Origin of the sequence: Mycobacterium sp. (assembly GCF_029961025.1) — a bacterium.
GTDB lineage: Bacteria > Actinomycetota > Actinomycetes > Mycobacteriales > Mycobacteriaceae > Mycobacterium.
On sequence record NZ_JASBVP010000004.1, the window covers coordinates 60,882 to 82,761 of the forward strand.

The 21,880-nt window shown below is 68.3% G+C and carries 21 protein-coding genes; 10 read left to right on the forward strand and 11 right to left on the reverse strand.

Annotated elements, in window-relative coordinates; all coding sequences use genetic code 11:
* The first annotated feature begins 100 nt into the window (after positions 1 to 100).
* Complete coding sequence (locus QJR12_RS05510; protein ID WP_300579964.1) at positions 101 to 487, forward strand: RDD family protein; 387 nt, start codon at positions 101 to 103, stop codon at positions 485 to 487.
* 74 nt (positions 488 to 561) lie between these two features.
* Here QJR12_RS05510 and QJR12_RS05515 read toward each other — a convergent pair whose 3' ends face one another.
* The 6 genes from QJR12_RS05515 to QJR12_RS05540 form a co-directional block, all read right to left on the reverse strand.
* Positions 562 to 1,314 carry a DUF4191 domain-containing protein gene (locus tag QJR12_RS05515; protein WP_300579707.1) on the reverse strand — a complete coding sequence of 251 codons (753 nt, stop codon included), beginning with the start codon at positions 1,312 to 1,314 and terminating at the stop codon, positions 562 to 564.
* Between the two features lie 36 nt (positions 1,315 to 1,350).
* The gene (gene lipA / locus QJR12_RS05520) at positions 1,351 to 2,289 is read right to left on the reverse strand and encodes a lipoyl synthase (RefSeq protein WP_300579708.1); all 939 of its coding nucleotides are present in this window, start codon (positions 2,287 to 2,289) and stop codon (positions 1,351 to 1,353) included.
* A 21-nt stretch (positions 2,290 to 2,310) separates the two neighbouring features.
* On the reverse strand, positions 2,311 to 3,033 hold the full coding sequence (gene lipB / locus QJR12_RS05525) for a lipoyl(octanoyl) transferase LipB (protein WP_300579710.1): 723 nt from the start codon (positions 3,031 to 3,033) through the stop codon (positions 2,311 to 2,313).
* A 68-nt stretch (positions 3,034 to 3,101) separates the two neighbouring features.
* On the reverse strand, positions 3,102 to 4,013 hold the full coding sequence (locus QJR12_RS05530) for a TIGR01777 family oxidoreductase (RefSeq protein WP_300579711.1): 912 nt from the start codon (positions 4,011 to 4,013) through the stop codon (positions 3,102 to 3,104).
* Positions 4,014 to 4,038: 25 nt separating this feature from the next.
* Complete coding sequence (gene sucB, locus QJR12_RS05535) at positions 4,039 to 5,796, reverse strand: 2-oxoglutarate dehydrogenase, E2 component, dihydrolipoamide succinyltransferase (protein ID WP_300579713.1); 1,758 nt, start codon at positions 5,794 to 5,796, stop codon at positions 4,039 to 4,041.
* 271 nt (positions 5,797 to 6,067) lie between these two features.
* Positions 6,068 to 7,603: a leucyl aminopeptidase gene (locus QJR12_RS05540; protein WP_300579715.1), complete on the reverse strand. Its 1,536-nt coding sequence runs from the start codon at positions 7,601 to 7,603 to the stop codon at positions 6,068 to 6,070.
* Positions 7,604 to 7,917: 314 nt separating this feature from the next.
* Between QJR12_RS05540 and gcvT the strand changes: the two genes are divergently transcribed.
* Positions 7,918 to 9,015: a glycine cleavage system aminomethyltransferase GcvT gene (gene gcvT / locus QJR12_RS05545; RefSeq protein ID WP_300579716.1), complete on the forward strand. Its 1,098-nt coding sequence runs from the start codon at positions 7,918 to 7,920 to the stop codon at positions 9,013 to 9,015.
* A 22-nt stretch (positions 9,016 to 9,037) separates the two neighbouring features.
* Positions 9,038 to 10,144, forward strand: a complete 1,107-nt coding sequence (locus QJR12_RS05550; RefSeq protein ID WP_300579718.1) for a branched-chain amino acid aminotransferase — start codon at positions 9,038 to 9,040, stop codon at positions 10,142 to 10,144.
* A 90-nt stretch (positions 10,145 to 10,234) separates the two neighbouring features.
* On the opposite strand, the gene QJR12_RS05555 is transcribed toward QJR12_RS05550, so the two are convergent.
* The 4 genes from QJR12_RS05555 to QJR12_RS05570 are packed head-to-tail and all read right to left on the reverse strand — an operon-like array spanning position 10,235 to position 13,292.
* Positions 10,235 to 10,969: an adenosylcobinamide-GDP ribazoletransferase gene (locus QJR12_RS05555; protein ID WP_300579720.1), complete on the reverse strand. Its 735-nt coding sequence runs from the start codon at positions 10,967 to 10,969 to the stop codon at positions 10,235 to 10,237.
* The gene (cobT, locus tag QJR12_RS05560; protein ID WP_300579722.1) at positions 10,966 to 12,030 is read right to left on the reverse strand and encodes a nicotinate-nucleotide--dimethylbenzimidazole phosphoribosyltransferase; all 1,065 of its coding nucleotides are present in this window, start codon (positions 12,028 to 12,030) and stop codon (positions 10,966 to 10,968) included. The genes QJR12_RS05555 and cobT overlap by 4 nt, the downstream gene beginning before the upstream one ends.
* Position 12,031: 1 nt before the next feature.
* Entirely contained in the window at positions 12,032 to 12,577 is a 546-nt protein-coding gene (locus QJR12_RS05565; protein WP_300579724.1) for a bifunctional adenosylcobinamide kinase/adenosylcobinamide-phosphate guanylyltransferase, read from the reverse strand.
* A gap of 28 nt (positions 12,578 to 12,605) precedes the next feature.
* Positions 12,606 to 13,292 (reverse strand): DUF3043 domain-containing protein, encoded by a 687-nt coding sequence (locus QJR12_RS05570; protein ID WP_366526295.1) that lies wholly within the window; start codon positions 13,290 to 13,292, stop codon positions 12,606 to 12,608.
* Positions 13,293 to 13,403: 111 nt separating this feature from the next.
* Between QJR12_RS05570 and QJR12_RS05575 the strand changes: the two genes are divergently transcribed.
* The 3 genes from QJR12_RS05575 to QJR12_RS05585 all read left to right on the forward strand — a co-directional run bounded on the left by QJR12_RS05575 (position 13,404) and on the right by QJR12_RS05585 (position 16,171).
* Positions 13,404 to 14,537 carry a glycerate kinase gene (locus QJR12_RS05575; RefSeq protein ID WP_300579726.1) on the forward strand — a complete coding sequence of 378 codons (1,134 nt, stop codon included), beginning with the start codon at positions 13,404 to 13,406 and terminating at the stop codon, positions 14,535 to 14,537.
* Positions 14,538 to 14,604: 67 nt separating this feature from the next.
* Positions 14,605 to 14,961 (forward strand): iron-sulfur cluster assembly accessory protein, encoded by a 357-nt coding sequence (locus tag QJR12_RS05580; protein ID WP_300579727.1) that lies wholly within the window; start codon positions 14,605 to 14,607, stop codon positions 14,959 to 14,961.
* Positions 14,962 to 15,196: 235 nt separating this feature from the next.
* Positions 15,197 to 16,171, forward strand: coding sequence for a carbohydrate kinase family protein (locus QJR12_RS05585; protein WP_300579728.1), 975 nt, complete (start codon positions 15,197 to 15,199; stop codon positions 16,169 to 16,171).
* 55 nt (positions 16,172 to 16,226) lie between these two features.
* Here the strand turns inward: QJR12_RS05585 and asnB are convergent, their stop codons facing one another.
* The gene (gene asnB / locus QJR12_RS05590; RefSeq protein ID WP_300579730.1) at positions 16,227 to 18,185 is read right to left on the reverse strand and encodes an asparagine synthase (glutamine-hydrolyzing); all 1,959 of its coding nucleotides are present in this window, start codon (positions 18,183 to 18,185) and stop codon (positions 16,227 to 16,229) included.
* A 301-nt stretch (positions 18,186 to 18,486) separates the two neighbouring features.
* On the opposite strand from asnB, the gene QJR12_RS05595 reads away from it, so the two are divergent.
* The 4 genes from QJR12_RS05595 to QJR12_RS05610 all read left to right on the forward strand — a co-directional run bounded on the left by QJR12_RS05595 (position 18,487) and on the right by QJR12_RS05610 (position 21,729).
* Positions 18,487 to 19,467, forward strand: a complete 981-nt coding sequence (locus QJR12_RS05595) for a cytochrome c oxidase subunit II (protein WP_300579966.1) — start codon at positions 18,487 to 18,489, stop codon at positions 19,465 to 19,467.
* Positions 19,468 to 19,479: 12 nt separating this feature from the next.
* Complete coding sequence (locus tag QJR12_RS05600; RefSeq protein WP_300579732.1) at positions 19,480 to 19,899, forward strand: cytochrome c oxidase subunit 4; 420 nt, start codon at positions 19,480 to 19,482, stop codon at positions 19,897 to 19,899.
* Positions 19,900 to 20,152: 253 nt separating this feature from the next.
* Positions 20,153 to 21,073, forward strand: coding sequence for an MmpS family transport accessory protein (locus tag QJR12_RS05605; protein WP_300579733.1), 921 nt, complete (start codon positions 20,153 to 20,155; stop codon positions 21,071 to 21,073).
* Positions 21,073 to 21,729 carry a DUF2561 family protein gene (locus QJR12_RS05610; protein ID WP_300579735.1) on the forward strand — a complete coding sequence of 219 codons (657 nt, stop codon included), beginning with the start codon at positions 21,073 to 21,075 and terminating at the stop codon, positions 21,727 to 21,729. Before QJR12_RS05605 ends, QJR12_RS05610 begins: the two co-directional genes overlap by 1 nt.
* Positions 21,730 to 21,880 lie beyond the last annotated feature (151 nt).

Sequence of the window (21,880 nt, forward strand, 5' to 3'; positions counted from 1 at the left end):
CTTTCGGCGCGCCGGCGGCCGAGCAGCAGAGGCGGGCAGTCCGGGCCGTCGTCCGCCGGAATCGGGTCACCGTGGTGGGTATCCGGGTGCGGCGCTCGGGCTGCCGGCGGACGGTCCGGGATCGCTGGCCGGGATGGGGCGCCGGTTGGCGGCGCTGGCCGTGGATTGGCTGGTGGCCTACGGCTTGGCAGCGCTGGCGATGAGGGCGGGGGTGGTGGCATCGGCGCTGCTGGCGACCGCGGTGATGATCGTTTGGCTGGTGCTGGGCGTGACCGCGGTCTGGTGGTTCGGTTTCACACCCGGCCAGTTCGCGCTGGGTATAAGGGTGCTGTCGGTGGCGGCCGGGGACGGGGCGTCGCACATCGGACTCGGGCGCGCCGCAACACGGGCAGTGATGATCGCGTTGGTGATTCCGCCGCTCTTCGCCGACATGGACGGACGCGGTCTACACGACAGATTGACCGGAACCGCGGTGGTGCGCCGCTGACGTTTCACCGAGCCCGGACGCCGGCTGCGCCCGGGGGGATCGTCGTCGGAGGGGGAGCGGAGATGATGAGGGGATTATCTGCGTCGTACGGTGCGCTGCACGCCACGGATCTTGGCGGCGGTGGGCACCGGTCCCTTCGGGGTGGCGGTCGCGGAGGACCGTGAACCCAGTGCGGCCAGGCGCGACTCCAACGAGTCCATCTGCTTGACGCTGATGTTGGCCGGCAGGCGGGTGAGGTGGCGCTCCAGCTTGGCCAGCGGAACCTCGCCCTCGGCATTGCCGACGACGATGTCGTAAATCGGGATGTCACCGACGAGCCGCGCGGTGCGCCTCTTTTCCTGGGCGAGCAGCGGTTTGACCCGGGCAGCGGACCCTTCGGCGACCAGGATCACACCGGGGCGCCCGATCACCCGGTGCACCGCGTCGAAATGACCGGTGTCGGCCACGTTGCGGGTGACGCGCCACTTGCCGCGAAGGTTATCCAGCACCCATGCCGCAGCGCCGGGCTGCCCCTCCGCCTTGCGATAGACCGTTCGTTGTGCGCGCCGGCCGAAGATGACGAACGCCGCCAGCGCACCCACCACGATACCGAGGGGGATCATCATGATCATGTTGAGCCCGCCCGCAGCCACGGCGGCCGCCACCGAGACCCCGACGATCAGCACGAACGCACCGATCATGAAGGGCAGCAGCCACTTGTCCTCCTTGCGCTGCAGGAGGAACATCTGCCACACCTGCGCACGGCGCTCCCGGGCGGCGGCTTTGCGAGCGGCCCGGGCCTGGGCTCTGGCGGCCTTTGCGGCAGCGGTATCGCGGGACTTCACCATGATCCCCAAGGATACGGAAACTTGGCCGGTGCCGCGTCAGTGGGGGCTAGCGGCGCGATGCCGTCCGAGTGCCTGCTCGTAGAGCCGGCCGGCCCGGTAGGACGATCGCACCAGCGGCCCGGCCAGCACCCCGGCGAACCCCAGTCGTTGGGCGAATTGCGAATACTCGACGAACTCCTCGGGGTGGACCCAGCGCTCAACAGGGTGGTGGCGCACCGATGGGCGCAGGTATTGCGTGATGGTGACGATGTCGCAGCCGGCGTCATGCAGGTCGGACAGGGCGGTGCGAACCTCGTCGGGGGTCTCACCCAGTCCGAGGATGAGGTTGCTCTTGGTGACCAATCCGAAGTCGCTCGCGGCGGTGAGTACGTCGAGGCTGCGCCGATAGGTAAACGCGGGCCGAATCCGTTTGAAGATGCGCGGCACAGTTTCGACGTTGTGCGCCAACACGTCCGGACGAGATTGGAAAACCTGCTCGAGGCGGGCCGGATCGCCGTTGAAGTCCGGAATCAGCAGCTCGACACCGGTCGATGGGTTGAGCCGCTTGATGGCCCGCACCGTCTCCGCGTACAGCCACGCCCCACCGTCGGGTAGGTCATCGCGGGTAACGCCGGTGACCGTGGCATACCGCAGACCCATCGCCCGCACACTTTCGGCGATCCGGCGCGGTTCATCGCGGTCCAGTGGCGCAGGTTTACCGGTGTCGATCTGGCAGAAATCGCAACGGCGGGTGCACACGTCCCCGCCGACCAAGAAGGTCGCTTCCCGGTCCTCCCAGCATTCGAAGATGTTGGGGCAGCCGGCCTCCTCGCAGACGGTGTGCAAGCCTTCGCTCCGGACCAAACGCTGCAGCTCGGTGTACTCCGGGCCCATTCGCGCCCGGACCTTGATCCACGGCGGCTTGCGCTCGACCGGCGTTTGCGCATTGCGCACCTCCAGTCGCAGCAATTTCCGGCCTTCCGGAGCGACGGTCACAATGGCGATGCTACGCGGCCATCAACCCCGCGCGGCGGCGACGCTCGCCGCCACGGCGGGCTGAGGAGCCGGGCCATCGACACCGTATGGCAGTACGCCATCCAGGGCGTCACACACCGCCGTGGCGACTGCCGGGCGGACGTCATCGACACCGACCCGGCGGCCCAGCTCCACCGACAGCGACGTGACGCCGGCATCGGCGATGCCGCACGGCACGATGCGGGCGAACGCGCCCAGGTCGCAATCACAGTTGAGCGCGAATCCGTGCAGGGTCGTCGCATGCGACACCCGGACCCCGATGGCCGCGACCTTGCGGGCCGGCCGGCCCCGGCCGGCCGGCAGCCAGACCCCGGAGCGGCCGTCGACCCGGCCCACCTCCAGGCCCAGATCGTTGCACACCTTGATCAGCGATTCCTCAAGGCGCCGAACGTAATTAACTACGTCAAGCGGCTCGGTCAACCCGATGATCGGGTAGCCGACCAGTTGCCCGGGGCCGTGCCAGGTGATCTTTCCGCCGCGGTCGGTCTCGATGACCGGTGTCCCGTCGACCGGCCTTTCGTGCGGCTGGGTGCGCCGACCGGCGGTGTACACCGATGGGTGTTCCAGCAGCAGCAACGTGTCCGGGCCGCCGGCGACGCGGGCATCGACAAGCTCGCGCTGCAGCTGCCAGGCGGCGAGATAGTCGATGCTGCCCAGGTGGCGGACGTCGATCGGAGCCGCGCTGGAGCGGATGGAACTCATCACGGTGGTGAGGGTACGCCGGTCGGCGACGGGGCGGCGCGGCGCCCGGGTCAGCGCTGCCCCGATCCGGATTATGCCCTGACGGGCCGGGCCATGGCAGCACTCAATGCTTCACCGATGGTGTTGTGGTGGAACTGGAAACCCGCACGCTCGAGCACGGCCGGGATGGCGCGCTGGCCGGTGAGCAGCCCCTCGTCGGCGAACTCGCCGAATGCGGCGCGCACCGCGAACCCGGGGAGCATGAGCGGGGCAGGACGGTTAAGAGCGCGGCCTAACGCCGTGGTGAACTCGGCGTTGGTGACGGGTGCGGGCCCGGTCAGGTTGACCGGGCCCGAAAGCGATGACTGGGAGAGAACGAACAGCAGGGCGCGGACTTCGTCTTCCAGGGTGATCCACGACATGTACTGGCGCCCACTTCCCAGGCGCGCGCCCAGACCGAGGGAGAACACCGGCCGCAGCCGGCGCAGCAGACCTCCCGAGGAGGCCAGCACCAGGCCGCTGCGGGCCAGCACCACACGGGCGCCGGCCCGCTGGGCGGGCGCCGTTGCCGCCTCCCAGTCTGTGCACAGCTGGGCCAGGAAGCCCGTTCCCGCCGGAGCGGTTTCGTCGACAGTTTGATCTTCGGTGTTCCCGTAATAACCGACGGCGCTGGCGTTGATCAACACCCCGACACCGGCGTCGGCGACCGCGGACGCCAGGACTTCGGTGGGGGTGATGCGGCTGTCGCGCAAGCTTTGTTTAAAGGCTCCCGACCACCGGTGCTGGGCGATATTGACGCCACAGAGGTTGATCACGGCGTCGACTCCGTGTAATGCCCGGGCGTCGAACTGCCCGCTGTCGGGATTCCAGTGCAGCTCGCTGGCGGTGGCCGGGGTCCGGCGCACGATGCGCAACACGTGGTGGTCGGCGGCGCGCAGCGCCGCCACCAGAGCCGAACCGATCAGCCCGGACGAACCGGCAATGGCGACGACAGCCTCGGCCACGGTTGGGAAGCCCTTCTGATAGCCCTCATAGCCCCAGGTCGGCCTCGAACGCTCCTTCTTCGAGCCGGTTTTTGATCGTCGTCAGGAAACGCCCCGCGTCGGCACCGTCGATCAACCGGTGATCATAGGTCAGCGGCAGGTAGCAGACCGAGCGAATCCCGATGGTTTCGTTGCCGTTTTCATCGACAACCACCCGCAAGCGTTTGACGATGGCCCCGATGCCCAACATGGCGGCCTGCGGTGGAATCAGGATCGGGGTGTCGAGCAGTGCGCCCTGGCTGCCGATGTTCGTGATGGTGAAGGTCGCGCCGAACAGCTCGTCGGGTTTCAGGTCGCCCGAGCGTGCCCGTGCGGCGATGTCGGCGATGGCGCGGGCCAGTCCGGCCAGCGATAGGTCACCGGCGTTGTGGATGACGGGGGACAGCAAACCCTGCTCGGTGTCGACGGCGATGCCGAGGTGCTCGGCATCGTAGTAGGTGATCTCCTTGGTCTCTTCGTTATAGCTGGCGTTGATGTTGGGGTGGATCTTCAGCGCGTCGATGACCGCCCGGGCGATGAACGGGAGGAAGGTGAGGTTCACCCCTTCGCGTTCGGCGAACTCCGCCTTGGCCCTGTTACGCAACGCCACGATCTTCGTCATGTCGACCTCGTGGGTCTGCGTGAGTTGCGCGGTAGCTTGCAGGGATTCCCGGGTTTTCTGGGCGGTGATTTGACGGATTCGGCTGGCCTTCTGGACGGTGCCCCGCAGATGCGCCAGCGCCGGTGCGGGCGTGGGCGCGGCCGGCGCCGTGGTGGCGGGGGCCGGCGCCGGTGCCGCCGCGCGCGCTTTCTTCGCTTCGGCGGCAGCCAGCACATCTTGCTTGCGGATGCGCCCGCCGACCCCGCTGCCCTGGATTTCGCTGAGGTCGATACCGTTGTCGGCAGCCAGTTTTCGCACCAGCGGAGTGACGTAGGGCGCGCCGGTCGTCCGGCGCGCCGCCGCGGGGCGGGCCGTGGGCTGCGGTTGGGGCCCCGGCGAGGGCGGTGGCCCGGGTTCGGGCCTGGGTGCGGCCGGCGGGGGGGCCGGCTCGCGCGCGGGCGCAATCGCCGCTGCCCCGGCAGGCTCGGGTGTGATCTCCGGTTCGGGTTCGGGCTGGGGCTCGGCGGTACCGGGCGCCGACGCGGGACCGATCCGGGCGAGCTCCCCGCCGACGGGGACGGTGACGTCTTCGGCGGCGGTGATACTGATCAGGGTGCCGGCCACCGGCGAGGGAATCTCGGTGTCCACCTTGTCGGTGGACACCTCCACCAGTGGCTCGTCAACCTGCACGGAGTCGCCGACGTTCTTTAGCCAGCGGGTCACGGTGCCCTCGGTCACCGACTCGCCGAGCTCGGGCATGAGTACCGGGGTGGACTCGCCGCCCCGCTGGCCGGAAGCGGTTGGGGCGGGCGTCTCGGGTTGCGGTTGCGGCCGGGCTTCGGGTAGCGGCGTGGTCCGGGGTTCCGGCTGGGGTTGCGGTGCGGCCACCGGGGGATGTGCTTGTGGGCTTTCCCCCGGGCTTTCCACGGCATCTCCGATGACGGCCAGCTCGCCGCCGACCTCGACGGTGTCATCCTCCTGCGCGATGATCTTGGTCAGCACACCGGCGGCCGGCGACGGGATCTCGGTGTCGACCTTGTCGGTTGACACCTCGACCAGTGGTTCATCAAGTTCGACCCGATCGCCTTCTTGCTTGAGCCAGCGGGTGACCGTCCCCTCGGTGACGCTTTCACCGAGTGCCGGCATCTGCACTGAGAAGGCCATCTCTGTTGACTCCTCGATTCGATCGATGGGTCGGTCGGCACGCGTCGACCTCTGGCTTACCACAGCGTCGGGCGTCGCACCCGGGTCGGTTTCACAACCATCCATCCTGTCACTTCCGGATGCTCAACCCCCACGCAGGGCGGAGCCGGCGGGGCGGGCTGGGAGGGTATCGCCCGGCGTGTCCGGCGCCGCGGATCACCCCGATGACACGCGGCGGATCGCCCGTCGGGGCCGGCTGGCCGGAGCCGACACCCGGGGTGGGGTAACCCCGCTAGCCGTTGTGGGCGATGTCCTCCAGCACGGCGAACATGGTGCGAGTCGGCACGCCGGTGCCGCCCTTGGGGGTGTACCCCCACGGGCTGCCGGTGTTATACGCCGGTCCGGCGACGTCGATATGCACCCAGCTCACCCCGTCGGCGACGAATTCACGCAGATACGTGCCGGCGACCAGCATCCCGGCGAAGCGCTGGCCGCTCACATTGGCCAAATCGGCCACCGTCGATTTCAGCTCGTCTTTGAGCTCCTCGGGCAGTGGCATCGGCCAGCCGTTCTCCCCCACCCGCTGCGAAATCGCGGCTACCCGGTCGCGGAACTCGTCGCTGCCCATCACCCCCGGCGTGCGGGTGCCCAGCGCCACCGTCTGCGCCCCGGTCAGCGTCGAGGTCTCGATCAGGTAATCCGGGTTGTCCTCGCACGCCCGCACGATGGCGTCGGCGAGGATCAGCCGACCCTCGGCGTCGGTGTTGAGCACCTCCACCGTGGTTCCGCCGTAGTGGGTCAGCACGTCGCCGGGACGCTGCGCGCTGCCCGACGGCATGTTCTCGGCCATCGGCACCGTGGCGATCACGTCGATGGGCAACTGCAGCTGAGCGGCCAGGGCCACGGTCGCGATGACGGCGGCCGCCCCGGCCATATCCCCGGTCATGTGGTGCATGTTTGCCGCCGGTTTGATGGAGATCCCCCCGGTGTCGAAGGTGATGCCCTTGCCGACCAGGGCCACCGTCTTGGTCTGCTGCGGGGCTTTGGCCAGCCGTGAGCCATGGTGGATCAGGCGAACCAGCCGCGGTGGGCGCGATGAGCCTTTGCCGACACCGATCAGCCCGCCGAAACCGGCCTTTTGCAGGGCCTTGTCGTCAAGCACCTCCACGTCCAGGCCGACAGAGTCACCCAAAGCCTTTGCCCGTTGGGCGAATTCGGCAGGAAAGAGATGGCTCGGCGGGGTGTTGACGAAGTCTCGGGCGGTGGCCACGGCGGTCGCCACCGCCGCCGCGTGCGCGGCCTGGTCCCGGGCATTTTTGGCGGTGGACAGCGCGGTGATCTTTTGCAACCCGGGGTCTTTCGGCGCGGTCTTGTCGCTGCGAAAGGCGGTGAACCGGTAACTGCCCAGGATCAGGCCCTCGACGGCGGCGGCCAGATCCAGCCCGGACAGCGTGGTGATCACCGACTCGGCACCGTTGAGCGCCCGCGCCGCGGCACCGGCCGCGCGGCGGATCGTCTCGGCCGGCCACTCGTCGCGCGCCTTGCCCAAGCCCACCGTCAGCACGCTGCCGACCGGCAGCGAGGAGACCGCCAGCCGGTGCACCTGTTCACTGCCGCCCTTCGCATCGATCGCACGCAGCCCGGCCTCGATCTCGGCGACGGCCGCGGCAGGCAGAAACGGCTCGGCCGCGGTGACGGCGGCGCCCGGCTGGTCCTCGTCGCCGGTGGAGACCACCGGGACGATCAGCACCGCCGTTGCCGCTCCGCGGCGCGGCAGCGTGGAGGTGACGCTAACGGCGGGGGCCGGGTAACCGGGAAAAGTGCTCACGGGCATCACCCTAATCAGCGCATTGCCCCGGATTCGGCAGCGCCGCGCCGTCGTTGGCCGGCGCTCAGGTCGTAAGCCTTAACGGGTGCGTGGAAGCCCTTGAGTGTCAACGGATCTTGGGGGTCTTGGGGATCTTGGGGGTCTTGGGGATCTTGGGGGTCTTGAGGGGTCTTGGGGGTCTTGAGGGGTCTTGGGGCTTGGGGGGCTTGGGCGACTTCCAGCCGGTTCGGCAGTTTGTCGCAGACGCCCGGTCGACCACCTACAGACCACCTACAAAAGTGTTCCAGCCGCTATCCGCATTAGGGTCGTCTCTCGTGAACCACGAGTTGCAGCACGGACCGCTGGAAGACCGCCACCGCGAGCTGGGCGCCAAGTTCGCCGAGTTCGCCGGCTGGTGGGTGCCGATGTCGTATGCCGGCACCGTCGCCGAGCACACCGCCACCCGCAGCACCGTCGGCCTGTTCGACGTTAGTCATCTGGGCAAAGTGTGCGTCCGCGGGCCGGGAGCCGCGGAGTTCGTCAACTCCGCGTTCACCAACGACCTGCGTAAGATCGGCCCCGGCAAGGCCCAATACACGCTGTGCTGCACCGAATCCGGCGGTGTCATCGACGACCTGATCGTCTACTACGTAGCGCCCGACGAAATCTTTCCGGTGCCCAACGCCGCTAACGCAGCCGCGGTGATCGCCGCGCTGCGCAGCGCCGCGCCGGACACGCTGACGATCACCGACGAGCACCGCTCCTATGCGGTGCTGGCCGTGCAGGGACCCCGGTCCACCGAGGTGCTCGACGCGCTGGGACTGCCCACGGCCCTGGAGTTCATGAGCTTCACCGATGCGACGTTCGGCGGGGTGCCGGTGCGGGTGTGCTGCAGCGGCTACACCGGCGAACACGGCTACGAGCTGATGCCGCCCTGGGAGTCAGCCACCGGGGTGTTCGACGCCCTGGTGAAGGCGGTCACCGACGTTGGTGGGCAGCTGGCCGGCATGGGGGCCCGCGACACGCTGCGCACCGAGATGGGTTATCCGTTGCACGGCCATGAGCTGTCGGCTGACATCTCACCGCTGCAGGCCCGCTGCGGCTGGGCGGTCGGCTGGAACAAGGACACGTTTTGGGGCCGCGAGGCGCTGCTGGCCGAGAAGGCGGCGGGGCCGCGGCGGCTGCTGCGGGGGCTGCGGGCCGTCGGGCGCGGCGTGTTGCGCCCTGGGCTGAGGGTGCTTGACGGGACGACCCAGATCGGGATCACCACCTCCGGAACGTTCTCTCCGACACTGAAAGTCGGGATCGCCCTGGCGCTGATCGACACCGCCGCCGGCATCGAGGACGGCCGGCATGTCACCGTCGACGTCCGCGGGCGCGCCGTGGAGTGCGAAGTGGTACGCCTGCCTTTCGTGGAAGCCAAGACCCGGTAACGCGCGCATATAGAATCGCCCCATGGCCAGCGGTCCGCTCGAGTTCACGGTTTCTCGCGCGGTGCACCCGGTGACCGACGAGGTGCGACGATCGATCCTGGCGGACCCCGGTTTCGGCAAGTATCACACCGACCACATGGTGTCGATCGATTACACCGAGGGGCTCGGATGGCACAACGCTCGGGTGATGGCCTACGGTCCGGTCACGCTGGATCCCTCGGCGATCGTGCTGCACTACGCCCAAGAGGTGTTCGAGGGCCTGAAAGCCTACCGCTGGCCCGACGGCTCGATCGTGTCGTTTCGCGCCGACGCCAACGCCACCAGGATGCGCTCGTCGTGCCGCCGTCTGGCGATCCCCGAACTGCCTGAGGAGCTGTTCTTAGAATCGCTGCGACAACTCATCGCCGTCGACAAGGAGTGGGTCCCCCCGCCCGGCGGCGAGGAGTCGCTGTATCTGCGGCCGTTCATCTTCGCCACTGAACCGGGGCTGGGGGTGCGCCCGGCCAAGCAGTTCCGGTACCTGCTGATGGCCTCGCCGGCCGGCGCGTACTTCAAAGAGGGTATAAAGCCGGTCAGTGTTTGGGTATCGACGCAATACGTGCGGGCCTGCCCGGGCGGCACCGGTGCGGCGAAGTTCGGCGGCAACTACGCCGCATCGCTGGTGGCTCAGGTGCAGGCCGCGGAAAATGGGTGTGACCAGGTGGTGTGGCTGGACGCTGTCGAGCGCCGCTACATCGAAGAGATGGGCGGGATGAACATCTTCTTCGTGTTCGGCAGCGGCCCGTCTGCCCGGCTGGTCACACCCGAGCTGTCCGGCTCGCTGTTGCCCGGTATCACGCGGGACTCGTTGTTACAGTTGGCCATTGACGCCGGGATCGCTGCCGAGGAACGCAAGATCGATATCGACGAATGGCAGAAAAAGTCCGCCGCCGGTGAGATCACCGAGGTGTTCGCCTGCGGCACCGCGGCCGTCATCACCCCGATCGCGCGCGTCAAGTACGGCGATGTCGAGTTCACCATCGCCGACGGCCAACCCGGCGAGGTGACCATGGCGCTGCGTGACACGTTGACCGGAATTCAGCGCGGCACCTTCGCCGATACCCACGGCTGGATCGCCCGCCTGGATTAGCTGCCGCTGCGAGCGCCGCCACCCGGCGGGCAGGGCCGCGCCGTCACCGCACGTCCGTGGCTTCTGATGCGCGTTGCGCGCTTTCGGCGCTCAGAACCGGGCTAGCCCCGCCAGCAGCACGGCGGTCATCGTCGTCGCCACCTCGGTTGCGGCGCCCAGCACGTCGCCGGTGATCCCGTCGAACCGCCGGACGCAGTGTGCGGTCAGCGCCCCGGCCCCGGACAGCGCCACCAGCACCGCGACCGGTCCCTGCCATGGCCGCGGACCCGCCGCCAGCGACAGCGCCGCCAGCACCACAAGCCAGGCGGCCACCACCGGAGCCGGCTGAGTGCCGGCGACGCGGGCCCCTAGGGTGCTGCCGTCAGCCGCGGGCACCGATCGGCGGCAGGCCAGCACCACCGCGACGCGGCCGGCGACCACGGCGTCGACGATCCCGACCGCGCCCAGCGCCGCGAACGCCAGGCCCTGCACGACGATCACCACTACCACCGCCGCCACCCCCAACGGGCCGGTCCGCCCGTCGCGCATCACCGCTAAGGCACGGGACGGCGGGCCGTAGCAGCCCAGCCCGTCGGCGGTGTCGGCCAGGCCATCGATGTGCAGGCCACGGGTCGCGGCCAGTAGCGTCGCCACCGCCAACAGGCCGGACAGCGCACTTCCGGGGCCGAAGACCAACGTGCCGACCTCCGTCACGGCCGCCGCCAGCGCGCCCAGCGCGACGCCCACCAGCGGCAGCGCGGTTATCGTGCCGCGGCCCAGCCGGCGATCGCCGGGCACGGGAACCACGGTTTCGAACGCGACAGCGCTTGCCAGCGCCCTGATCACGGGGGTGGCGGCGGGTCGGCTTCAGCAGGGGTGGAGACACCGGCCGCGGCAAAGGTGGCCATCGACGACAGCGTGGCCACCGCCGCCCGCAGCACACCCAGCGCCACCGCGGCGCCGGCACCTTCACCCAGCCGCATTTGCAGATCGAGGATGGGGTCCAACTCCAGGGCCGCCAGGGCCGGCCCGTGAGCCGGTTCGGCCGAGCGATGCCCGGCCTGCCACCACTGCCGGGCTCCCGGGGCCAACCGTTCGGCGACCAAGGCTGCGGCCGTGACCGCCAGGCCGTCGAGCAGCAGCGGGGTGCGCCGGACCGCGGCCTGCGCGCAAAAGCCCGCCATCGCCGCCAGGTCGGCGCCGCCGCAGCAGCGCAGCAACCCGACTGGGTCGGAGAACAACGGCCGCGCCCGAAACAGGGCGTCACGCACCGCGGCCGTCTTGCGGGCCCAGCCGGCGTCGTCGACGCCGGTGCCCCGGCCGACCACCGCGACCGGCTCGGTGTCGGTGAGTGCCGCCACCAAAACCGCTGCCGGGGTGGTATTCCCGATCCCCAGGTCGCCGACGATGAGAACATCGGCGCCGGCGTCGACCTCCTCATCGGCGATCTGGCGGCCGGCCTCGATCGCGCGGGCGGTCTCCTCGCCGGTCAGCGCGTCCTCTTTCGCGATATCACCGCTGCTGCGCCGAACTTTGTGCGCGCCAATCTGCGTCGATAGCGGGTCTGCATCCACGGCCAGATCCGCCAGTCGCACGGTCGCCCCCGCGACACCGGCCACAGCGTTGATCGCCGCACCGCCGCCGGCGATAGTGGCGACCATCTGTGCGGTCACCTTTGGCGGGTAGGCCGACACCCCGCGGCAGGTGACCCCGTGATCACCGGCGAACACCACGACCCGGGCGCGCTCGAATTGTCTTGGGGGGCAGCGTCCCTGGCAAGCTGCCACCCATACCGACAGATCCTCGAGACGGCCCAGCGCACCCGGCGGCTTGGTCAGGGTTTCTTGGCGGGAGCGAGCGGCCGCGGCGGCGGAGGGGTCGGGGGGCAGCACCGGCGCGAACTCCATGTCAGCTCCCTGCTCCCCGGAACGGCTTGATCTGCACCGGTTGCCCGGCCACCACCAGCACCACCCGATCGCACAGCGCGGCAAGTCGCTGGTTAAGCATGCCCAACTCGTCAGCGAAGCGCCGGCCCGACGCGGTGCCCGGCACCACCGACAACCCCACTTCCGGGCTGACCAGCACCAGGGGTGCCTGGAACTCTCGCACCGCGGCGACCAGCTCTTCGATATCGACTACCACCGATCCAGCGTCCCAGGCGTGGTGGCGGTCCAGGGCGGCGGTCAACCAGGTGCCGACGTCGTCCACGAGCGTCGGGATGCGGGGCGAGTGCCGCAACTCGGCGGCGACGTCGTCGGTCTCAACCGTCGACCAGTGCGCGAGCCGGCGGGCCCGGTGCTCGGCGACCCGCGCCGACCACACCTCATCGGCATGGTCGGCCTGTCCGGTGGCCAGGTAGCGCACCTGCTGGCCGGGAGCCAGCGATTCGGCGATGACCGCCTCCGCCCACTGAGACTTACCCGACCGGATCCCGCCGAGCACGAGGATGCGCACCGCGGGTCAAGCAGCTCTCGGGAGGTTTTTAAGCAACACTGCTGCCGCGCCGGACCTGGGGGCGGGGGGTTCGGGTGCGACGCAGCTGGGAGGCCCGACTCACCGCGTAAAGGCCAAGTTTCCAGCGACTTTCGGTGTTACCGGGGAACTTGGCGTCAACCAGGGTGGCAACCTTGCGGCCCAGGATGATCCCGTCGATCGCCATGACGATCATCAACACCATCATCGCGGGCGAGACGTAGAACTGGAGCCGTGGCACGGCCATCATAGGCAACAGCAGTGCCAGCACCGAGGGCATGAACAGCCCCAGGACGTTGCGGCGGGAGTCCACCACATCGCGAACAAACCGGCGTACCGGACCGCGGTCACGCGGCAGCAGGTACGCCTCTTCGCCGGCCATCATGCGTTCCCGGCGCTCGGCCATCTGCGCCCGTCGCCTGGCTCGCTCGGCCCGGCGCTCCTCCCGGCTGAGTTTGGGGCCGCCATGCAGCTTGCGCCGGGCGCGGGCCTCGGCGAGGTTCATCGGCGCCGGCGCGACCGGACCCCTTTTCCTCTGGTCCTTGTCGCGACGCTTCGGTGTGGGCCGGCCCTTCGGTGCGGTCGTGCGTGAACCGCGAACGGCGCCCGGCGCGGGCGCGCCGGAGTTCGGCCCGGCCGTCGTGCGGGGATCGCCCGTTCCGCGGGTGTCACCGGATGGCGCTTTCTTTCGGCCCAACAGCTTCACAGTCGTCAGGTTACTTCGATGTGGCTCGTGATCGGGTACCCGGTCCATGGTGCACCCGGTTTCGGCGTGCGCCACCGGCCGGCCAGTTCTACGCTTTCAGAAATGAACGGCCGATCGGCTGGTGCCGGCCTGGCGGCGACCGCGGTCCACCCACCGACCTGGCGGGTGCTGGTCGCCCCGGATAGCTACGGCGACAGCCTGACCGCGGTACAGGCCGCCGCGGCTATCGCGGCGGGCTGGAACCGGGCACGTCCGGGCGACCAGTTCACCGTGGCGCCGCAGTCCGACGGCGGACCGGGTTTCGTGTCGGTGCTGGCGGCCCGGCTGGGGGGGTTGCGCCGGCTGCGGGTCTGCGGCCCATTAAGCGCCGAGGTCGACGCCGACTGGGTGTTCGATCCCGGCTCGGCGACGGCATACCTGGAGTGTGCGCAGGCCTGCGGCCTGGGACGGCTGGGCGGCCCGCCAACACCGCAGACCGCCTTGGCGGCGCACAGCAGGGGAGTAGGCCAACTTATTGGGGCGGCGCTGCAAGCCGGGGCGACACGGATCGTGGTGGGGCTCGGCGGCAGCGCCAGCACCGATGGCGGCCAGGGGCTGATCGACGAACTCGGCGGCCTGCAGGCCGGGCGGCGGCGGCTCGCGGAAACGGAGTTGATCGCCGCCTGCGACGTCGAATACCCGCTGCTGGGGCCGTGGGGTGCGGCGCGGATATTCGGGCCGCAGAAGGGCGCCGACCCGGCCACGGTCGCGGCGCTTGAAGAGCGCCTCCGATGGTGGGCCGAAAAACTGGACGCCGTCGCCGGGCGGACGGTGAGCGCTGAAGCGGGCGCGGGCGCCGCCGGCGGTATCGGGGCCGCGCTGCTGGCCCTGGGCGGGAGGTGCACGTCGGGTGCGGCGCTCGTCGCCGAACACACGCAGCTGGCCGATGACATCGCCGCCGCGGACCTGATCGTCACCGGTGAAGGCCAGCTCGACGAGCAGTCTCTGCACGGCAAGGTGGTCGGTGCCCTGGCCGCTGCCGCGCAGCCACGGGGTATTCCGGTACTGGTGCTGGCGGGGCAGGTTCGTCTGCACGAGTCTGCGTTGCGGTCAGCGGGCATTCTGGCGGCCTACGCCATCGCCGATTACGCCGGCTCGGTGGGGCTGGCACTGGCCGACGCCGCCAACCAGCTTATGGGCCTGGCGGCGGCGGTGGCGTCACGACTCGGGAATTGCGCCCAAACCAGGTACCGTTGAGTCAGTGAGCCGGGCGGTTAGAGCCGGCCCCGCTACAGCGAGCATATCCGAACGCGTAGGAGACCTAATGGCTGTTTCAGACCAGTCCACGGCGACGACTCACGGCGTGACCCTGACCGAGGCCGCCGCCGCTAAGGCGAAGGCTTTGCTGGACCAGGAGGGGCGCGACGACCTGGCGTTGCGCATCGCGGTCCAGCCGGGCGGATGCGCCGGGCTGCGCTACAACCTGTTCTTCGATGACCGCACGCTTGACGGTGACCTGACAGCGGAGTTCGGCGGCGTGACGCTGACGGTGGACCGCATGAGTGCGCCGTACCTGCACGGCGCGACGATCGACTTCGTGGACACCATCGAGAAGCAAGGTTTCACCATCGACAACCCGAACGCCACGGGGTCTTGCGCCTGCGGAGATTCGTTCAACTGAGTTGACCCGCTACCCACCGGCACCCGTACTCGCCTAGCATTTATGCGCGCCTGTCGGGTGGTGTGGGTTCCGGCGCGCCAGTCGCCCGGATAGCGCTGAGTCGTCGCGGCGTGCGGAAGCTCCGGTAGCGGGCACGGGCTAGGGCACGGGCTAGAAGGTGGCCGGCCACCCCGGTCGCATAGTCTTAGCTAGACGAGTTAGCTAGACGAGCTCACGAACGAAGGGTGGAGATTTCGTGACGATCGCCGTCACCGGCTCGATTGCCACCGACCATCTGATGCGGTTTCCGGGCCGGTTCTCCGAGCAGCTGCTGGTCGGGCACCTGGAGAAGGTATCGCTGAGCTTTCTGGTCGATGACTTGGTGATCCATCGTGGTGGGGTGGCGGGAAACATGGCCTTCGCCATCGGTGTCCTCGGCGGTGACGTTGCGCTGGTCGGTGCGGCCGGTGAAGACTTCGACGAGTATCGCCAATGGCTGGAGGCTCACGGGGTGAAGTGTGCCGCGGTGCGGATTTCGAAGACCGCCCATACCGCGCGCTTTATGTGCACCACCGATCTGGAGATGGCCCAGATCGCGTCGTTTTATCCGGGTGCCATGTCGGAGGCCCGCGAGATCTCGCTCGCCGATGTGATGTCGATCATCGGGAGACCCGAGTTGGTGATCGTCGGCGCCAACGACCCCGACGCCATGCTGTTGCACACCGAGGAGTGCCGCCAACTGGGGCTGGCGTTTGCCGCCGACCCTTCCCAGCAGCTGGCCCGGCTCTCCGGCGAGCAGATTCGCCGGCTCATCGGCGGTGCCACCTACTTGTTCACCAATGATTACGAATGGGATCTGCTGCTGTCCAAGACCGGCTGGACCGAAGCGGACGTGCGGGCCCGGGTCGGCCTGCGGGTGACCACGCTGGGCCCCAAGGGTGTTGACATCGTCGACCCCGACGGCTCAGTGATCCACGTCGGCGTGGTGCCCGAGACCGACCGAGTGGATCCCACCGGTGTCGGTGACGCGTTTCGGGCGGGCTTTCTGACCGGACGCAGCGCGGGCCTGAGTCTGGAGCGGTCGGCGCAGCTTGGCTCGCTCGTCGCGGTTTTGGTGCTGGAGTCGACGGGCACCCAAGAGTGGCGGTGGGATCGCGACGTCGCGATGGCGCGGCTGGCCGGCGCCTACGGCGACCGGGCGGCCCGGGAGATTAGCGCCGCACTGCCGTAAGGCGCCCCGGGCCACGTCGGGGACTGGGACGACTGTCCGCCGGTCCGGCCGGGTCTCACACCTGGATGGGGTAGTGCGGCTCGCTGATCTGTGGCACCACGCTGTGTTCGACGAAGATCGCGTGCCACAGTAAAAAGATCAGCACCGTCCACAATCGCCGACTGTGATCGCTTGTGCCACAACGATGTTCATCGAGCATCCGGCGCACGGAAGCGATGTCGACAAGGTGGTCGGCCTGCGACGAGTCCACCGTCGCATACGCCCACTCCAAGAGCTCGCCGGCGCGCAGCCAGTGCCGGATGGGCACCGGAAACCCCAGCTTGGGCCGATCGAGCACATGCGGCGGAACAATTGCTTGCAGCGCTCGCCGCAGCGCGTATTTGGTGGTGGTTCGGGTGATTTTGGCTCGTAGCGGCAACCGGGAGGCCACCGCGAACACCTCGGGATCGAGAAACGGGACGCGCAACTCCAGCGAGTTCGCCATCGTCATCTTGTCCGCCTTGACCAGGATGTCACCTCGCAACCAGGTGAACAGGTCGACGTGTTGCATGCGGGCCACCGGATCCCAACCCCGCGATTGCGCGTACAGCGGCGCTGTCACGTCGGTGTGGGTCCACTCCGGCCGGAACCCGCGCAGCACGGCGCGCAGTTGCTCATCGGAAAAACTGCGGGCGTTGCCGTAATAGCGTTCTTCCAGGGTCAGCGAGCCGCGGTGCAAAAGACTCTTGCCGCGCATGCCCTCCGGAAGCGGCTTAGACACCTTGCCCATCGAGCGTCGCAACGCACCGGGCAAGTAGTCGAACGGCTTGAGCGACAACGGCTCGCGGTAAATCGTGTAACCGCCGAACAGCTCGTCGGCGCCTTCACCGGAAAGCACCACCTTCACGTGTTTCCTGGCCTCGCGGGCCACAAAGAACAACGGCACCAGCGCCGGGTCGGCCACCGGTTCATCGAGGTACCAGACGATCTCGGGCAAGGCCGTCACGAACTCCGTCGGGCTGATGACCTTGGCGATGTGGCGGGCACCGATGGCCTCCGCCGAGGCCACGGCGACGTCGATCTCCGAGAAGCCCTCCCGCTCGAAACCGGTGGTGAAAGTGATCAGCCGGGGATTGTGCCGGATGGCCAGCGCCGCGATCGCCGTGGAGTCGATGCCCCCGGATAAAAATGCGCCAACTGTGACGTCGGCGCGCATGTGTTTGGCCACCGAGTCCTCCAGAACGGCGGTGATCTCGGCATAACGGTCCTGCTCGGTGTCTCGGATGATCGGCTTGGCGGTGAAACGCGGCACAAAATACCGGCTGATCTCGCTGACACCCTGTCCGGGACGGATTCGCGCGTAGCAGCCCGATTCCAGGCGGCGCACGCCGCGGTGCAGGGTCTCGGGTTCCGGCACATACTGCAGCACCGTGTAGTGCTGCATGGCGCGCTGGTCGATACCGGTGTCGAAGCCCACCACATCCGCCAGGTCCAGCAGGCACTTCTTCTCGCTGGCCACCGCCGTCCCCCGGGAGCCGGTCGCGATGAACAGCGGTTTGATGCCGAACGGGTCGCGGGCACAGAAAAGCTCCCGGGTAACCGTGTCCCACAGTGCGAAGGCGAACATGCCGCGCAGTCGCGTCAGCGCCCCGGCACCCCAGTAGTGGTAGGCGGCGATGATGGCCTCCCCGTCGCCCTCGGTGGCAAACCCAGCCCCATGCGTGGCCGCCAGTTCCTCGCGTAACTCCAGGTAGTTGTAGATTTCGCCGTTGAACACCAGCACGTAGCGGCCGGGGTTTTCGGGTGGGCCCCACCGCAGCGGCTGGTGCGAGTGCGCGATGTCGATGATGGCGAGTCGGTTGAAACCGAACGCGACGGTCGGGTACGAGTCAGCGTCGCACCACGTTCCCAGCTCGTCAGGCCCGCGGTGACGCATCAGGTGCGACGCGCGGGCGACGGCATCGGCGACGTTGCACGCCGAACCGCGAGGGTCCGTGCCGGTGCCGGCCCGGACAAAGGCCAGCAATCCACACATGGCGCACCAGTATGCCGCACTCGGTGCGGGCCCGCGTCATCACCGCGCAAGGGCCGGCTTCACAGCGCGCCCCGGGCGGCGTCGCCGCCCGGCGGCGCGTGGTCTACGCTGCGTAGTATTCGAATGCCGCTAGCGGGCGAGGAAAGCCGATGTTCCGCGGGGACATGCCCCGGTCGGTCCAACTTGTGACAGAGGAGGCGCCACCGTGACACTTCGCCGGCCCGAAGGTGCCATCGGTGTTTGGGGGAGGGTTCGCCGGGGATTTTCCCGCCGGCTTCGGTTGCTGGCGCTGTCCGGGACCATGGGCGCGCTGGCGATCGTCCTGAGCGGGTGCAGCTGGTCGGAAGTGCTGGGCCTGGGCTGGCCCCGGGGTGTCACCCCGGAGGCGGAGCTCAACCGACACCTGTGGCTCGGCGCTGTCATCGCCTCACTGGTCGTCGGAGCCATTGTGTGGGGGCTTATCTTCTGGGCTTCCGCGTTTCACCGCAAGAAAGCCACCGACACCGAACTACCCCGTCAGTTCGGCTACAACATGCCGCTGGAGCTGGTGCTCACCGTGACCCCGTTTCTGATCATCTCGGTGCTGTTCTATTTCACCGTGGTGGTGCAGGAAAAGATGCTCCGCTTGAGCTCTGACCCCGAGGTTGTGGTCGACGTCACCGCGTTTCAGTGGAACTGGAAGTTCGGCTATCAGAAGGTCGATTTCAAAGACGGCACGCTGACCTATGACGGCGCGGACCCGGCGCGCAAACGGGCGATGGCATCCAAGCCCGAGGGCAAAGACAAGTATGGTGAAGACCTGGTCGGCCCGGTGCGTGGCCGCAACACCCAGGACCGCACCTACCTCAACTTCGACAAGGTCGAAACCCTGGGCACCAGCACCGAGATCCCGGTGCTGGTGCTGCCCACCGGTAAGCGCATCGAGTTCCAGTTAGCGTCGGCCGACGTGGTGCACTCGTTTTGGGTGCCGGATTTTTTGTTCAAGCGCGACGTGCTGCCCGACCCCGCGGCGAACAACTCGGTGAACAAATTCCAGGTGAAAGAGATCACCAGGACCGGCGCGTTCGTCGGGCATTGCGCGGAAATGTGTGGCACGTATCACTCGATGATGAACTTCGAGGTCCGGGTGGTGACGCCCAATGACTTCAAGGCATATTTGCAGCAGCGCATCGCGGGGAAGACCAACGCCCAGGCCCTGCTGGCCATCAATCAGTCCCCGGTCGCCATTAGCACCCATCCGTTCGAAACCCGCCGTGGTCAGCAGGCTCCCCCAAGCGAGTAGGTGACGACGTTCATGCGTATCGAAGCCAGGCTGTTCGAGTTCGTGGCCGCGTTCTTCGTCGTGGTTGCGGTGGTGTACGGCGTTTTGACGCAACTGTTCGCCACGGGTGGCGTGGAGTGGGCCGGAACCACCGCGCTGGCGTTGACCGGCGGCATGGCGCTGATCGTGGCCACGTTCTTCCGCTTCGTGGCCCGGCGCCTGGACACCCGGCCCGAGGACTACGAAGGTGCCGAGATTAGCGACGGGGCGGGGGAACTGGGGTTTTTCAGCCCGCACAGTTGGTGGCCGATCCTGGTCGCGTTGTCCGCATCGGTGGCGGCGGTCGGCGTCGCGCTGTGGTTACCGTGGCTGATCGTCGCCGGCGTGGTGTTCGTCCTCGGCTCGGCAGCCGGGCTGGTCTTCCAGTACTACGTGGGTCCGGAAAAGCACTGAGGAGTTCGGTGGTGGTGCGATTGCCCCGCCTTACCCTCGGGCCCTGCGGGCCCGCATCGTCGCCGGGGCGTGGTGGGATCGGGGCACGAGTTGACTCCTCGCCGTTCGCCATGACCGCCATGCGGGGCTGAGTTAGGTAGGCTTGCCAAGAACAATAAACTTGCCAAGCACAATAAAAATGCACAATAAAAATGTCTGTGCGCGCAGCAGCAGTGCCGCGCGTGGGTGATGCAATCGAACAGGACAGACAAACATGGGTGGGCCCAATCCCTCAGGACCGAAATCTGAAGAACTGGCACCCGTTGGTGAGCCCGGCGACGAACTGGACGTGGGCGGCGAGCGTAATGAAGAATCGCGGTTCGCCAGCGAGTCCGGCGGCGAAGAGTCGGAGCCGCAGACCAGTGCGACCGAGTTTTACTCGCAGGCCTACTCGGCTCCCGAATCCGAGCATTTCACCAGCAGCCCGTACGTGCCGGTCGATCCACAACTCTACGACTACGACAGCTATGGCGACTCGATCGACCCGCAAGACGAACGGATCACTCCCCGTTGGCCGTGGGTTGTCGGTGTCGCTGCGATCTTGGCCGCCATCGCGCTGGTCGTGTCGGTCTCGTTGCTGTTCGCCCGCACCGACACTCAAAAGCTTGCCACCCCGGCTACCGCCCCCTCGTCCACGCCGCCTATGCAGGACGAGATCGTCACCACCACCGCCCAGCCCCCGCCGCCACCGCCGGTGAGCACGGCACCCCCGCCGCCTCCGACCCAGACGGTGACGGTGACGACGACCGCCCCGCCGCCGCCTCCCCCGGCCGCCGAAGCGCCGCCCCCGCCGCCGGCCACCCCGGCACCACCGGCGTCCACGACGGTCGCGGCACCGCCGGTGGCCCCCAGCACTCCGGCCGGCCCCCGGCAGGTCACCTATTCGGTGACCGGCACCAAGGCCCCCTTTGACGTCATCACAATTACCTATATCGATGCGTCCGGGCAGCGCCGGACGCAACGCAACGCGTACATCCCGTGGTCGATGACCCTAACACCGATCTCGCAGTCTGAGATCGGCTCGGTGGAGGCATCCAGCCTGCTGCGGCTTAGCAAACTCAACTGCTCGATCACAACGAGTGACGGGACCGTTTTGTCGGCAAACAACAACGACCAACCGCAAACGAGTTGTTGATGGTCGATCGGGATCCCTGGACCGGGCGCGGGCGGGGGGCCGGATCACTCAACACCGCCGACCGCGTCCTGCTCGCCTGGTGTGCGGGGATCTGGCTTTTGCTGGTGGGCGCGAGCGTCGCCGCCGTCGTCGCGCTGGTGGACCTGGGCCGGGGATTTCGCACCGCGGGTGGGAACGCGCACACCCCGGCGGTGCTCTACGCCGTCATCGCGGTGTCGGTGGTGGTCATTCTGGCCGCCATTCCGTTGCTGTTGCGGGCCCGCCGCGCCGGACCGGCTGAGCCGGGCGCCCGGCCGGCAGCCGGACCGATCTTCGGCGTGGGCAACCAACCACTCAGGTCCGCCCTCGGCCCGGTCGCCTACGGCGTGGCCGAGCAAGCCCCTACAGAGCGTCTCACGGCGTTCGGCCCGGCCGCGTCAGCCGACACGGAAGTGGATCGGCTCTGGCTACGGGGCACGGTAGCCCTGTTGGCCACGATGGGCACCGCCTTGGTTTGTGTCGCGGTGGCAACTTACCTGATGGCCATCGGCCGGTACGGCGCCTCCTGGACCGGGTACGTAATCGCCGGGATCGTCACCGTGGTGATGATCGTGTTCTCCTGGCACAAGGTTCGACAGTTGCGCCGCCTGGCTGCGGAGCACCAGCCGCCGTACTGAATCCACGGAGTGACCGACCGGGCGGGCACCCCCAGCGTCACCACCCGGAACCGCGCCGCGCTGAGCCCTAAAGATACCGTCGAACTCTGGTCTGGCAGGCGCAGTCGTTCCCGCACGGCCTCGATCACCACTGGTGGTTGTGGCCGGCTAC

Excerpts from the sequence above, each read along its gene's own strand:
- QJR12_RS05515 (WP_300579707.1), bottom strand. The coding sequence starts at position 1,314 with ATGGTGAAGTCCCGCGATACCGCTGCCGCAAAGGCCGCCAGAGCCCAG.
- sucB (WP_300579713.1), bottom strand. The coding sequence starts at position 5,796 with ATGGCCTTCTCAGTGCAGATGCCGGCACTCGGTGAAAGCGTCACCGAG.
- QJR12_RS05550 (WP_300579718.1), top strand. The coding sequence starts at position 9,038 with ATGGCCAGCGGTCCGCTCGAGTTCACGGTTTCTCGCGCGGTGCACCCG.
- cobT (WP_300579722.1), bottom strand. The coding sequence starts at position 12,030 with ATGGAGTTCGCGCCGGTGCTGCCCCCCGACCCCTCCGCCGCCGCGGCC.
- QJR12_RS05575 (WP_300579726.1), top strand. The coding sequence starts at position 13,404 with ATGAACGGCCGATCGGCTGGTGCCGGCCTGGCGGCGACCGCGGTCCAC.
- QJR12_RS05580 (WP_300579727.1), top strand. The coding sequence starts at position 14,605 with ATGGCTGTTTCAGACCAGTCCACGGCGACGACTCACGGCGTGACCCTG.
- asnB (WP_300579730.1), bottom strand. The coding sequence starts at position 18,185 with ATGTGTGGATTGCTGGCCTTTGTCCGGGCCGGCACCGGCACGGACCCT.
- QJR12_RS05595 (WP_300579966.1), top strand. The coding sequence starts at position 18,487 with ATGGGCGCGCTGGCGATCGTCCTGAGCGGGTGCAGCTGGTCGGAAGTG.
- QJR12_RS05600 (WP_300579732.1), top strand. The coding sequence starts at position 19,480 with ATGCGTATCGAAGCCAGGCTGTTCGAGTTCGTGGCCGCGTTCTTCGTC.
- QJR12_RS05605 (WP_300579733.1), top strand. The coding sequence starts at position 20,153 with ATGGGTGGGCCCAATCCCTCAGGACCGAAATCTGAAGAACTGGCACCC.
- QJR12_RS05610 (WP_300579735.1), top strand. The coding sequence starts at position 21,073 with ATGGTCGATCGGGATCCCTGGACCGGGCGCGGGCGGGGGGCCGGATCA.